A 13,322-nucleotide genomic window follows, 5' to 3' on the forward strand; every position below is an offset into this window, starting at 1 on the left:
AAAATGAATATTTTATTTGCAGCGTTAAGCTTAGGAATTCTAGGATTAATTTTTGGAGTACTTTTAGGCTTTGCATCAAAGGCTTTTGAAGTTAAAGTTGATCCTAAGATACCTATGTTAAGAGAGTGTTTACCAGGAGCAAACTGTGGGGGATGCGGTTTTGCTGGATGTGATGCTTATGCAGAAGCTGTTGTGACAGCTGGAGCAAAACCAAATTTATGCTCTGTAGGTGGAGCAAAAACAGCAGAAGATATCGGTAGTATATTAGGAATTAAGGTAGATGCAAATGAAAAGATGACTGCCTTTGTAAAATGTAATGGAAATTGTGATTCAGCTAAGTCAAAATATGAGTTAGAAGGTGTAAGTGATTGCCTTACAGCATCATTAATGATTGATGGTGGATCAAAATCATGTTCATATGGCTGTTTAGGGCTTGGAAGTTGCGTTAGCGTTTGTGAATTTGGAGCATTAGATATAGTAAATGGAATTGCTAAAGTTAATGTGGATAAATGTACAAACTGTGGAGCTTGTATAAATATATGTCCTAAAGGACTTATTGAATCAGTTCCTGTTTCAAAGAAAGTAAGAGTAGAATGTAACAATATAGAAATAGGAAGACATGTTAAAGAAAATTGTTCAGCTGCATGTATAGGCTGTAAATTATGTGAAAGAAACTGTCCTAAGGATGCTGTTCATGTAACTAATAATTTAGCAAAGGTTGATTATGATAAGTGCGTAAATTGTCAATTGTGTACTAAAAAATGCCCAACAGGTGCTATAAAAAACATATTCTTAAATTAAGATTAATAAAAAAATATATGTTATGAAGAGTGGATTCGTTAAGAAGCCACTCTTTTTATATTATTAAGCTAATATTAAAACAATGAACATGAATCAATATTAAATTTGTTATAAAAATATACTTATTTAAATTTATTTATGTTTTATTTATAAATTAAAACTTATATCTCTTACTTATATTACTTATTAAATATATTTAATAATGATAAAGATTTAACTCTTTCATAAATAAGATTTTTATCTGTTGTATATAAATTAAGTTTCTTCATTCTTTCAAAGTATTTTCCACCAGAAAATGTATGTCTTAAGCTTTTACCATTTTCCATATCTAAAGCATCGTTTGCAAAAGCAATTATATCTCCTATTGCTAAATTTCTAGGTAGAATTAATAATGGCTCATTTAATGCATATTTAACAGCATTATATCCTGCTAGTGCACCTGTAGCCATAACTTCTGTATGGCCTACAAAAAATCCAGATTTTTCACCAGCGCAGAACATATTATTTAATCCAAGTATTTTCATAGAATTATCTCTAGGACTTGAAGCTAAATATCTAATTGAGTTTGAATTACCACCAGATAATGGATCGATATATCTTGCATTTTCAAGTCCAGGTATTTTTCTAAGTTTATCTAAAGGATAATAAGAAGTCATAAGTTTAATATGTCCAGTATCTAATAAAATAACATTTTCAGCAAATTCTTTCAAAGCATATTGTTGACAGACCTTTTGGCTTAGCTTATCTAAATTTACATCTTCTTTAGGAACTGGTAAAGTAACAACTCCATATTTATCAAGTTTTTCTATAATATCTTCAGAGAATGATTCACGGGGAAGTTCACAGGATCCACTCATTGCGCCAGGGGTTCCATTTGATCTTTCTCCTATAATATCCTTTATTCCGGCTTTGGCACTTAAACTTTCTCTGCTACCAAAAGATGGGCATCTAAGTATACACATAGAGCAACCATTACCGTATCTATTACAATTTGTCATAGATCCAGTAGAACCTGTTGTTTCAATAAATACATCACCATCTATAAAAGATCCATCAGCTAATTTGATTCTAGTTATAGAATTGTTTTCTAAAGAAACGTTAATTGCTCTACTCTTAAAATGAATATTAATTCCCAAAGATAAAATGTATCTTCTTATTTCTGGCTCTGCTTTAGCTATGTCAGTTAAATTAGCATGTTTATGACCAGAAAACTCTATATTTTGATGAAGAGCAAGAGAATCCATAATGTCTATTAGTTCATTAGCACCTAAAAATAATAGTTCTTCTGCAGCTGTAAATCTACCATTATTTCTCATTATGCCGCCTACATTACCAACACCTAAAAGCATATCAGTTCTTTCAATTATATGAACTTCTGCACCCATTTTTCTTGCTTGTATGGCGGCTTGGCAACCAGCAAAACCACCACCTATTATAATGATTTTCATTATTTTATACCTCAAATATTAATGTTAATAATAAATTATTCTATGGTCATTAAAATGCTACTATAAATATAAGTTTTATTACATAGTTATTAAAACGGTAATGGCGACTTTAAAATAAAGTCGCCATAATTATTTTTATAAATTAATTTATTACAGGAAATATGTTATAAACAGGTTCTTCATATGGATGAAGGTTTTTTATAACGTTAATAACTTCAAAGGCTAAATCTTTATCGCATCTAAACTCCATTTTAGCCTCTTTTTCAATAGATAAGTTACCTTCTTTCCCAAGGTGAGGAATCGCTCCTTTTAAAGGCCTAAAGTAACCATTAACTTCGCTTATAGACATACAATTATCATAATTACCTATAGTTAAAGCACCAGTTCTATTTATTGCCTCTCTTAATTTGTCTACATATTCTAAAGGAACATATATTTCAAATTTAACTTTGGTATAATTCATATATTTAATAGACCCCCTATTAATAGCTATAATTAAATAATAGCTCATTATAGCAAAATAGTAAACGAAATAAATGTCTATTACAAACAAAAGTTAAATTTAAAAAATCTCATAAAATACCTAAAAAAACTAATAAATTATTATTAATATTAAAACTTATGAAAGAAAATAGCATATAAACAAAGAAAAAACTGGAAAAGTATGAAAAATGGTATATTATATATCTTTTAAAGAGATATAGCATACTATATTAATGAAGAAAATAAAATTTGGTTGGGGGGATTTTAAAATGGGAGTTTTATTTACGATTATTGGTATTATATTAACTATTTACACTTCTTTTAACTTAATAAGAAGCATAGAACTAAAGAAAAAAGCTATAATAAAAAAAGCTAAAGTAATAGGCTTTGAAAGCTACACTTATTTAATGCCGGGAGCTGAATATCATACAGTTTATAATGCAAATGTCTATCCTATTTTAGAAATTGAGGATAATAATAAGAAAGTAAAAGTTGCTATTCCATATTTATATGAAAAGTTTGATTTGGAAAGAGGCGATGAAATTCAAGTAATATATCCAAAAGGAAAAGTAGAAAAGCTTAAGATATACAGTAATGAAGATATATATAACTTTTATTATTTAACAATTATAATAGGGATAGCAATTACTTTGTTATCAATGGCAATAATTTAAAAGGGGCTAATTTCTAGCCCTTTATTAATTTAATAATTGTATAAAAAACCAAAATATTACAAAATGCTTATGCAAGTATACAATTGTGTCTGTATAAATTTAGGATATATAATTGAAATATAAAAGTAAATGTTTACTTATCTTATATCAAATAAATAAATTTATAATAAGAAGATTTGGAAACGTTACCGAATGAAAAAGTATAGGGTGGGATTATAATGAATTTTAAAAAGCTATTAGTAAAGATGCTACTATTTTTTATACCAGTAATAGCTATAGGAACTATTAGCAATTCAACTATATCATATTATACAGCAAAAAGTACATTAATAAAAAATAGTTTGACTATAATGGAAGAAATATCAAAACAAGCATCCATGAGAATTAATGATAAGTTTTTAGGAAGTATTAAAAACTTAGAAGAAATAGCTATGGATAAAAGACTTTCAAGTGATGAAATATCAATTAAAGAAAAAAGAGATATATTGAAAAAAGAGCTTGAAAAGGGGAACTTTGACAATATAGGAATATGTGGGGTAGATGGAGTCGTTTATTATAATGATGGAATGGAGCAAATAAAAGATAAGGATTATTTTGAGAAGACAATAAAGGGTAGTGAGGTTATATCAGATCCATTTATATCAACCATTGATAAAAGTAGGGTTACTGCATATACTGTACCACTAAAGATGGATAATAAAATAATTGGAGCTATAATAGGATTAAAATCAGCAGAAGATTTTAGTAAGTTATCAAATGAGATTGAATTTTTAGATACTGGATCAGCTTTTATTTTAAATTCTGAAGGAACAGTTATAGCTCATGATGATTTTTATTTTGTTATGGAAAAAAGCAATTTAATTAATCAGTATGGAAGTAATGAGAACTATAAGGATGTTATAAATGTACAAAAAGACATGATTTCTGGAAAAAGTGGTTCTTCAGAGTATAATCTAAACGGTAATAAATCTTATATTGCTTATTCACCTATAGCAAGTACTGGGTGGTCTATAGGAATAACTGTAGATAGCAATGACTTGCTTAAATCATTAAAGGAATTTAAAAATACTACATTTTTAATAGTTTCTTCAATATTAATTTTAAGTATTTTATTAATATATATTGCTACTAGGGGAATAACAAAAGTCTTAGAAAACATAAAAACTAATATGATACATATTTCTGATGGAGATTTAACAGTTAGTTTTGAGGAAAATCATTTGAATAGGAAAGATGAAATAGGGGATATATGTAAGTCTATAGAAACTACTAGAATTTCAGTAAAGGATATTATATCTAAAATAAAAATATCTTCAAAAGATGTCACTGAGAAATCAACTTCTCTTGCTGTTGTTTCTAAAGAGTTAAATAAACTAGCAAGTGATATATCTACTTCTATTTTTGAAGTTGCAGCCTTTAGTGGTAATCAAAAAGATGAATTAGAAAATACAATAGATGTAATAAATGTCTTTAGTGAAGAAGTAGATGAAATTTCTAAGAATATTATAAAGATAGATGATATGGCAAAAGATATTGAAATGAAATCAGTAAAGAATAGTAGCGAGATGAATACTTTAATAGCTTCAGCTGAAGATTTTGATAATAGATTTAGTAAGTTTAGTGATAATATGGATAACATGCTTAATGATATAAGTACAGTAAAAGAAATACTAATTTTAATAAATGATATTTCAGAGCAAACAAACTTATTAGCTTTAAATGCAGCTATTGAAGCTGCAAGAGTTGGACAAGCTGGAAAAGGGTTTGCTGTAGTAGCTGATGAAATAAGGAAGCTTGCAGAAAATTCAAATAATGCATCAAATAATATTCATAATATATTAAATAATGTATTTAAGAATACAAAGAGAATAGCAGAAGATACTGTAGAAATTAATAAAAAGCTACAATTACAAAGAAGTACTATAAACAATGCAATTAGTTCCTTTAATGATATAGCAAAAGAAGTGAAGAGCATAACACCTAGAATAAGTAATATAAACACTTCATTTACTGAAATAGACGAAAAGAAGAAGAATATATTAGAAAAAATTATAAATGTAGCAAAAGCATCAAAAGACATATCAAGTGCATCTGAAGAAATAACAGCATCATCAAATGATTTAAATAAATTTAGTGAAAATGTAGCTGAAGATTCTCAGGATTTAGCATATAGAAGTATTGAAGTTTTAAAATCTATAGATAGGTTTAAGATATAGAACTAAACGCTAGCATAATATTAAAGTGCTAGTGTTTTTTATTATAACTATAGAAAATAATATATGTTTGTTATAAATATAATCAATATATCTTACTTTTAATCATAATATAAAGAATAAATCCTTTATTTCAATATAGTAATTTTAAAGGAGGATAAGATGATACTAAACATTCGAGAAATAGTAATTAGATTAGTTCTTGCTGTTATAGTTGGAGGTATAATTGGATATGAAAGGGAAAGGCAACATAGGGCAGCAGGTTTTAGAACACATATATTAGTTTGCTTAGGAGCAACAATAATATCTTTATTACAAATTGATATTGGAAATAAAGCCATTGCTATGATTGAAGTAAATAAAGAGTTAAGTGAAGTTATAAAAATTGATTATGGAAGATTGGGAGCCCAAGTAATTACTGGAGTAGGATTTATAGGGGCAGGAGCTATAATTCACACTAAAGGAAATATTAAAGGACTAACAACAGCTGCAACTTTGTGGGTGGTTGCTTGCTTAGGATTATCTATAGGAATGGGAGAATATTATATAAGTATATTTGGAGCTATTATAATAGTAATAACATTAGTTTTTTTAAAAAGAATAGAAAATAAATTTATATCAAAAAATATAATTAAAAAGGTTGAAATTAAATATCGTAAAAAAGAAAATTTAAATATAGAAATACAAAAATGGTTTGAAAATGAAAATTTAAAGGTGAAAATAATTGAATACATTTTAGAAAAAGAAAAAACTCAATATGAGCAAGAAGAAGTTCATGCTATATATACAGTTATAAAGCCTGGGTATGTTAAATTAGATAAATTAATAGAGGGATTAAGAAAAAATGAAAATATAATTTATATAAAAATGTTAAGCTAATAAAAATAATTTTGATAATCAAAATACTTTATGGAAAAATATTAATTATACAATTGAAATTTGATGATTATTAGATTATTATTTAAATTAGGAACTATAGAAAAAGGATGGGATAAAGTTATTATGCAAAGAAGTGAAAGTATAGTTAATGAATTACTTGTAAAAATATTTAATGAAATATTGCAAATTGAAGAAAAAACATTGAAAAGTGGGTATTTTTCAGACTTATCTGTTAGAGAAATGCATACTATAGAAAAAATAGGAAGAAAAGAACAAAGAATGATGAGTGAAGTAGCACAGGACTTAGGTATAACTGTTGGAACGTTAACTACATCAATAAATAGATTAATTAAAAAGGGATATGTAGATAGAAAGAGAATAGAAGAAGATAGAAGAGTAGTTTTAGTTGAATTAACTAAGAAGGGGAAGATTGCACATAGATTACATGAAAGATTTCATAATGAAATGGTAAGAAGTATGATGGATGATCTTTCAGAAGAAGAAAAGGACATATTAATAGGATCTTTAGATAAATTAAATGAATATTTTAAAGCTAAGTATGATTCTATAAAATAAAAAAGTCCCATATGCTATAATAAAGTAATCTTATTAAATTTACTATAATGAATTTAAAATTTATGATATTATTAGTATATTAAGAAGTATGGGAGGATATTATGGGAAACACTAGTTTGGAAGTTGCTAAGTATGCAACTAGGATGGCAATTTCATCTAGAGAGGAAGAGGAAGAACTCAAGGTTGAATTTAAGAAAAAAGGTGTGTTAGTAACTGCTGTAAATATAGGTGGGAATATAAATGATTCAACATCTAAAATATTAGAAAGAGCATTAGTAGCTTCTAAGAGAAATGGAGTAATAAGAGAAGAGCATTTACATGAAGGTGGAGTAATAGGAGCAACTAGAGATGCATTGATGCAGGTTTGGAATAGAGCAAGTGGGCAAAATGTTGGTGGAAAAGTAGGGATTGCAAGAAGTGGAGAGCACTTAACGGTATGTATTTTTCTAAGTGTTGGACTTTTACATTTAGACGAAGTAGTGATTGGAATAGGTCATAGAGCCATTCCTGAATAATTATTAAAAATAAAGGTAATATATTCATAAATATATTACCTTTATTTTTATAAAACAATTTATAAAAATTTAAGTAAGAAAATAATAATAATGCTTATTTATTAAAATAGTAATATAGTAAGTATATATAACAAAAAAAGCTTATTGAATATGAATATTTAAAGTTTTTTTTGGAAAATTAATATTAGCTTTAGTTTTTATAATAAAGCTAATATTTTTTTATTTCAAAAATACTAGTTTTAAAAGTTGTTATAATTAATCATTAATTGTTATAAATATAACAATTAAACACAGAGAGTTATAAAATGAATTTTAAGTTGTTTTTCTAAAAAATCATTTTGAATTATATTATTTTCAGAATTTAATAGATAATCAGATAATATTAAGGAGGGTAAGTCGAATAAAAGAAAAAATATTAGAATTAAATACAAAACAGGTAGCAAAAAGGAAAAAACAAATTAAATAAATTGTATTAAAATAATACAAAAATATAAAGAATAAAAAAATGATAAATTTTTAACAAAATATATTGACAAAAATATAACAATGAAATAGAATAATATTGTAATCAAGTTAAGAAAAAACAAAATACTAAAAAAGAAAATAATTTTAAATGTAAAAATTATCTTATAGATATTTAGGAGGAATAAAAAAATGGCTGTAACAAATGCAAAAGAATTAACTCAAAGAATTAAAGAATTAAGAGAGGCGCAAAGGGTATTTGCTACTTATACTCAAGAGCAAGTAGATGAGATTTTTAGACAAGCAGCTATGGCAGCAAATGATAACAGAATTAAATTAGCAAAGATGGCAGTTGCTGAAACTGGAATGGGAATAGTAGAAGATAAAGTTATTAAGAATCATTTCGCAGCTGAATATATATATAATCAATATAAAGATATGAAAACTTGTGGAGTTTTAGAAGAAGATAAAACTTTTGGTATAACAAAGGTTGCAGAACCTATAGGAGTTATATCAGCTATAGTTCCAACAACAAATCCAACTTCAACAGCTATATTTAAAACTTTAATAGCATTAAAAACTAGAAATGCAATAATTATATCACCACACCCAAGAGCTAAAAAAGCTACAATTGAAGCAGCTAGAATAGTATTAGAAGCAGCAGTTAAAGCTGGTGCTCCAGAAGGAATCATAGGATGGATAGATGAGCCATCAGTAGAATTATCACAAAATGTTATGAGAGAATCTGATATAATTCTTGCAACAGGTGGACCAGCAATGGTAAAAGCTGCTTATTCATCAGGAAGACCAGCTTTAGGTGTTGGAGCAGGTAATACTCCAGCAATAATAGATGAAACAGCTCATATAAAGATGGCTGTAAACTCAATATTGCTTTCAAAGACATTTGATAACGGAGTTATTTGTGCATCAGAACAATCTTTAGTTGTTTTAGATAAAGTTTATGATGAAGTTAAGAATGAATTAAGCGATAGAGGTGCTTATATTCTTAAGGGAGAAGAAGTAGATAAAGTTAGAAAAATTATATTAAATGAAAAAGGCGGATTAAATGCAAATATAGTTGGTCAATCTGCATATAAAATTGCTGAAATGGCAGGAGTAAATGTTCCAACAACAGCTAAAGTTTTAGTTGGAGAAGTTGAATCTGTAGAATTAGAAGAACCATTCTCACATGAAAAATTATCACCAATTTTAGCAATGTATAGAGTAAAATCATACGAAGAAGCTTTAGAAAAAGCTAATAGATTAATAGAATTAGGTGGTATGGGTCATACTTCAATACTTTACACTGATCAACTTAAGTCAAGAGACAGAATATTACAATTTGGAGAAAAGATGAAAACAGCTAGAACATTAATAAATATGCCAGCATCTCAAGGTGCTATTGGAGACATATTTAACTTTAAACTAGCTCCATCATTAACTCTTGGATGTGGATCATGGGGAGGAAACTCAGTTTCAGAAAACGTTGGTCCAAAGCACTTAATTAACGTTAAGAGCATAGCTGAAAGGAGAGAAAATATGCTTTGGTTTAGAGTTCCAGAAAAAGTTTACTTCAAATATGGTTGTTTACCAGTAGCTTTAGAAGAGTTAAGAGACATGGGTAAGAAGAAGGCTCTTATAGTAACTGATAAGGTATTATTTGAAATGGGATATACAAATAAAGTTACTGATGTTTTAGAAAGAAATGGAATACAATTTAAAATATTCTCAGATGTTGAACCAGATCCAACGCTTAGATGTGCAAAAGCTGGTGCTAAAGAAATGCTAGATTTTAATCCAGACGTTATAATTGCACTTGGTGGTGGATCAGCAATGGATGCCGCTAAGATTATGTGGGTAATGTATGAACATCCAGAAGTTAGATTTGAAGACTTAGCAATGAGATTTATGGATATAAGAAAGAGAGTTTATAAATTCCCAACTATGGGTGAAAAGGCTATGATGGTATCAATAGCTACTTCAGCAGGAACAGGTTCAGAAGTTACGCCATTTGCTGTTATTACTGATGAAAATACAGGAGTTAAATATCCACTTGCAGATTATGAACTAACTCCAGATATGGCAATAGTTGATGCTGAACTTATGATGACTTCACCTAAAGGATTAACAGCTTGTGCTGGTATAGACGTATTAGTTCATTCAATAGAAGCATATGTATCAATAATGGCTTCAGAATATACTAATGGTCTAGCTTTAGAAGCAATAAGATTAGTATTTAAATATTTACCAGATGCTTATAATGAAGGAACAACTAACGTTAAAGCAAGAGAAAAAATGGCACATGCTTCATGTATGGCTGGAATGGCATTTTCAAATGCATTCCTAGGAATTACACACTCAATGGCTCATAAATTAGGTGCATTCCATCACTTACCACATGGTATGGCTAACTCATTATTAATGAATGAAGTTATAAGATTCAATGCTACTGATGCTCCGACTAAACAAGCAGCTTTTGCTCAATATAAGTATCCAAATGCAGCATGGAGATATGCTAGAATAGCAGATCATCTTGGATTAGGTGGAAATAGCGAAGCAGAAAAAGTTGAATTATTAATAAATGCTATAGAAAAATTACAAGCTAAAGTTAATATGCCAAAAACTATAAAGGAAGCAGGAGTATCTGAAACTAAGTTCTATGAAACTTTAGATGAAATGGTTGAGCAAGCATTTGATGATCAATGTACAGGTGCTAACCCAAGATACCCACTAATGAGTGAATTAAAAGAAATGTACATTACAGCTTACGAAGGTCCAAAGACTAAAGAAGTTAAAAAGGAAACAAAGAAAAAATAGTGTTTTAGAATAAAAATAGAGGTTACTTTATGTAACCTCTATTTTTATTTACATATTACTCATATATGAGAAGAAATTGTGATATTATTTATAGAGAGAATTTGTTAAGATGTTACAAAGATTATATTATAGCATGGAGGAAATATATGAAAAAGAAAATATTAATAATAACTTTATTATTATTTGCACAAATACTTATGTTTGGATGTTCAAAGGATGTAAGTAGACAAGATGAAAAAAAGATAAAAGAAACAATTGATTTAGTTTTATCATATAAAGATGGATATGATGATACTATGAAGAAACATATAAGTGAGGAGAATTTTTATATTTGTAATTATGTAGAGTTTTATTCATTATATATAGGTGAATTAAATATTGAAAAATATGAAAGTAATATAGTAAGTATTAAAGAGGAAAATGGAAAGTATAAAGTTTATATGACTCTTGATATGGTAGCAAAAGCATTAGAAAAGCATGGAGATGAAAAGGCAAGTGATGAAGCGGTAGGTGAAGATGTTCCAGTTGAAGTAGTTGTAAAAGAAAAGGATGGAGAATTTTATATAGAAGGATTTACTGAATATGAAGATCTTGAAAAGGCTAAAGAATTAAATGATGGATTTAAGTAAAAATAACAAAAGGAAAGAGTGAAAATAATGAAACCATTAGCAGAAATAATGAGACCAAAAACACTAGAAGATTTTGTTGGTCAAAAGGATATATTAGCTAAAGGAAAGCCGTTATATAACTTAATTACAAATAAGATGATTCCTAATTGCATATTATATGGGCCACCAGGAACAGGAAAAACAACTTTAGCAAATATAATGGCAAACTATGTTGATAGAAAATTTTATAAATTAAATGCTACTACAGCTTCTGTAAAAGATATACAAGAAATTACTGAGAGTTTAGATAGTTTACTTAACTATAATGGAGTAGTTATATATATTGATGAATTACAGCATTTTAGTAAAAAGCAACAGCAGGCACTTTTAGAGTTTATTGAAAATGGAAGAGTTACATTAATAGCTAGTACCACAGAAAATCCTTATTTTGCAATTCATAAGGCAATATTAAGTAGATGTAATATATTTAAGTTTGAAGCATTAAATATAAATGATATAACTATAGGATTGGAGAAAGCAATAAAAAAGTTAATAAATGAAGGTATTCATGTAGAGTATTCTTTAGAAGCTTTGAAATATATTGGTGAAATTTCTCAAGGGGATTATAGAAAAGCTTATAATATATTAGAACTAACTATAAATTCGCAACTTAAACATATAAAAGAAGTATCTGTAGAATATATAGAAAGCTTAAATCAATCACATATGAGAGCGGATGCAAGCGGTGATGAGTATTATAATTTATTAAGTGCATTACAAAAGAGCATAAGAGGTAGTGATCCTGATGCAGCTATACATTATTTAGCAAGACTTATTAAATCAGGAAATTTAACAGCAATAATAAGAAGAATATCTGTAATAGTTGCAGAAGATATAGGGCTTTCACATCCTAATGCACTAAGTGTAGTAAATTCAGGTATAGAATTAGCTTTAAAGGTAGGATTTCCAGAAGCACAGATAATACTAGCAGAACTTGTTATATATTTAGCAACATTACCTAAATCTAATAGCGCATATTTAGCTATAGCTAATGCTATGAAGGATTTAGAAAACAAGAATATAGGAGATGTTCCTAATCACTTAAAGGATGCACACTATGCGGGAGCAGAAAATTTAGGCGTTTCGGGATATAAATATCCTCATGATTATGAAAATAATTATGTAAGGCAATCATATATGCCTGAAAAAATAAAAAATTCTAAATATTATTTTCCTCAAAAAAATAAATATGAAGAAAGTATAAACATGTACTGGAGCAAGATAAAATAAGGCGTTGGGATAGTATTATGATTATTGACAATAGCAGAGTGTTTTGATAAGATATAAAAGTAAATACTAGTAAAATAGTCAACATTAAAAGGGGGAAGTATAATGAAGCTTTCTACTAAAGGTAGATACGGGGTTAAGGCTATGGTAGACCTTGCAATGCACTATGGAGATGCCCCCGTTTCAATAAAAACAATCTCCCAAAGACAAAATATATCAGAATATTATTTAGAGCAGTTGTTTTCACCACTTAGAAAAGCAAAACTTATTAAAAGTATAAGAGGTGCTCAAGGTGGATATGTGTTAAATTATGCTCCAAAGGATATTACAGTAGCAGATGTTATGAATGTGCTTGAAGGTCCTGTTGAAATTGCTGAATGCATTGAAGGAACTGAGTGTGATAACATAGATTTTTGTGCTACTAGATTGTTATGGGAAAAAATAAAAAATAGTATTGATGAAGTAATGAAGAACATTACGCTTCAAGATATAGTAGATGATTATGTAAGAATGAAGGATGAAAATCAATCCGTTAAGATTGTTAAAAGGAGCGAATAGA

The 13,322-nt window shown here is 28.0% G+C and carries 12 protein-coding genes; 10 read left to right on the plus strand and 2 right to left on the minus strand.

The genetic code is table 11. The annotated features are described in order from the left end of the window. The first annotated feature begins 3 nt into the window (after nt 1-3). Nucleotides 4-801, plus strand: a complete 798-nt coding sequence (locus J2Z25_RS01370) for an RnfABCDGE type electron transport complex subunit B (protein ID WP_008678245.1) — start codon at nt 4-6, stop codon at nt 799-801. 179 nt (nt 802-980) lie between these two features. Here the strand turns inward: J2Z25_RS01370 and J2Z25_RS01375 are convergent, their stop codons facing one another. Together J2Z25_RS01375 and J2Z25_RS01380 are read right to left on the minus strand one after the other, a co-directional pair. Further along, the gene (locus J2Z25_RS01375) at nt 981-2,249 is read right to left on the minus strand and encodes an FAD-dependent oxidoreductase (RefSeq protein WP_209737772.1); all 1,269 of its coding nucleotides are present in this window, start codon (nt 2,247-2,249) and stop codon (nt 981-983) included. A 142-nt stretch (nt 2,250-2,391) separates the two neighbouring features. Next, the gene (locus J2Z25_RS01380) at nt 2,392-2,712 is read right to left on the minus strand and encodes a YqfO family protein (RefSeq protein WP_209737774.1); all 321 of its coding nucleotides are present in this window, start codon (nt 2,710-2,712) and stop codon (nt 2,392-2,394) included. 289 nt (nt 2,713-3,001) lie between these two features. On the opposite strand from J2Z25_RS01380, the gene J2Z25_RS01385 reads away from it, so the two are divergent. The 9 genes from J2Z25_RS01385 to J2Z25_RS01425 all read left to right on the plus strand — a co-directional run bounded on the left by J2Z25_RS01385 (nt 3,002) and on the right by J2Z25_RS01425 (nt 13,321). Then, nucleotides 3,002-3,406, plus strand: coding sequence for a hypothetical protein (locus J2Z25_RS01385; RefSeq protein ID WP_008678250.1), 405 nt, complete (start codon nt 3,002-3,004; stop codon nt 3,404-3,406). A gap of 218 nt (nt 3,407-3,624) precedes the next feature. After that, complete coding sequence (locus tag J2Z25_RS01390) at nt 3,625-5,622, plus strand: methyl-accepting chemotaxis protein (RefSeq protein WP_209737776.1); 1,998 nt, start codon at nt 3,625-3,627, stop codon at nt 5,620-5,622. A 159-nt stretch (nt 5,623-5,781) separates the two neighbouring features. Next, the gene (locus J2Z25_RS01395; protein WP_209737784.1) at nt 5,782-6,498 is read left to right on the plus strand and encodes an MgtC/SapB family protein; all 717 of its coding nucleotides are present in this window, start codon (nt 5,782-5,784) and stop codon (nt 6,496-6,498) included. Nucleotides 6,499-6,621: 123 nt separating this feature from the next. Then, nucleotides 6,622-7,074 (plus strand): MarR family winged helix-turn-helix transcriptional regulator, encoded by a 453-nt coding sequence (locus tag J2Z25_RS01400; protein WP_035285721.1) that lies wholly within the window; start codon nt 6,622-6,624, stop codon nt 7,072-7,074. A 101-nt stretch (nt 7,075-7,175) separates the two neighbouring features. Beyond that, nucleotides 7,176-7,589, plus strand: a complete 414-nt coding sequence (locus tag J2Z25_RS01405) for a HutP family protein (RefSeq protein WP_209737785.1) — start codon at nt 7,176-7,178, stop codon at nt 7,587-7,589. A gap of 654 nt (nt 7,590-8,243) precedes the next feature. Further along, on the plus strand, nt 8,244-10,868 hold the full coding sequence (adhE, locus tag J2Z25_RS01410; RefSeq protein WP_209737787.1) for a bifunctional acetaldehyde-CoA/alcohol dehydrogenase: 2,625 nt from the start codon (nt 8,244-8,246) through the stop codon (nt 10,866-10,868). A gap of 146 nt (nt 10,869-11,014) precedes the next feature. Then, entirely contained in the window at nt 11,015-11,497 is a 483-nt protein-coding gene (locus tag J2Z25_RS01415; RefSeq protein WP_209737789.1) for a hypothetical protein, read from the plus strand. Between the two features lie 27 nt (nt 11,498-11,524). After that, the gene (locus tag J2Z25_RS01420; RefSeq protein WP_008678260.1) at nt 11,525-12,766 is read left to right on the plus strand and encodes a replication-associated recombination protein A; all 1,242 of its coding nucleotides are present in this window, start codon (nt 11,525-11,527) and stop codon (nt 12,764-12,766) included. Nucleotides 12,767-12,868: 102 nt separating this feature from the next. Next, nucleotides 12,869-13,321, plus strand: coding sequence for an RrF2 family transcriptional regulator (locus J2Z25_RS01425; RefSeq protein ID WP_008678262.1), 453 nt, complete (start codon nt 12,869-12,871; stop codon nt 13,319-13,321). Nucleotide 13,322: the final 1 nt, after the last annotated feature.

It is taken from the genome of Clostridium tertium (genome assembly GCF_017873245.1).
GTDB classification, from domain to species: domain Bacteria; phylum Bacillota; class Clostridia; order Clostridiales; family Clostridiaceae; genus Clostridium; species Clostridium tertium.

What these genes read in the sequence shown, in the direction of transcription:
- J2Z25_RS01375 (WP_209737772.1), bottom strand. Translation starts at nt 2,249, where the DNA reads ATGAAAATCATTATAATAGGTGGTGGTTTTGCTGGTTGCCAAGCCGCC.
- J2Z25_RS01380 (WP_209737774.1), bottom strand. Translation starts at nt 2,712, where the DNA reads ATGAATTATACCAAAGTTAAATTTGAAATATATGTTCCTTTAGAATAT.
- J2Z25_RS01370 (WP_008678245.1), top strand. Translation starts at nt 4, where the DNA reads ATGAATATTTTATTTGCAGCGTTAAGCTTAGGAATTCTAGGATTAATT.
- J2Z25_RS01420 (WP_008678260.1), top strand. Translation starts at nt 11,525, where the DNA reads ATGAAACCATTAGCAGAAATAATGAGACCAAAAACACTAGAAGATTTT.
- J2Z25_RS01390 (WP_209737776.1), top strand. Translation starts at nt 3,625, where the DNA reads ATGAATTTTAAAAAGCTATTAGTAAAGATGCTACTATTTTTTATACCA.
- J2Z25_RS01415 (WP_209737789.1), top strand. Translation starts at nt 11,015, where the DNA reads ATGAAAAAGAAAATATTAATAATAACTTTATTATTATTTGCACAAATA.
- J2Z25_RS01400 (WP_035285721.1), top strand. Translation starts at nt 6,622, where the DNA reads ATGCAAAGAAGTGAAAGTATAGTTAATGAATTACTTGTAAAAATATTT.
- J2Z25_RS01385 (WP_008678250.1), top strand. Translation starts at nt 3,002, where the DNA reads ATGGGAGTTTTATTTACGATTATTGGTATTATATTAACTATTTACACT.
- adhE (WP_209737787.1), top strand. Translation starts at nt 8,244, where the DNA reads ATGGCTGTAACAAATGCAAAAGAATTAACTCAAAGAATTAAAGAATTA.
- J2Z25_RS01395 (WP_209737784.1), top strand. Translation starts at nt 5,782, where the DNA reads ATGATACTAAACATTCGAGAAATAGTAATTAGATTAGTTCTTGCTGTT.
- J2Z25_RS01405 (WP_209737785.1), top strand. Translation starts at nt 7,176, where the DNA reads ATGGGAAACACTAGTTTGGAAGTTGCTAAGTATGCAACTAGGATGGCA.
- J2Z25_RS01425 (WP_008678262.1), top strand. Translation starts at nt 12,869, where the DNA reads ATGAAGCTTTCTACTAAAGGTAGATACGGGGTTAAGGCTATGGTAGAC.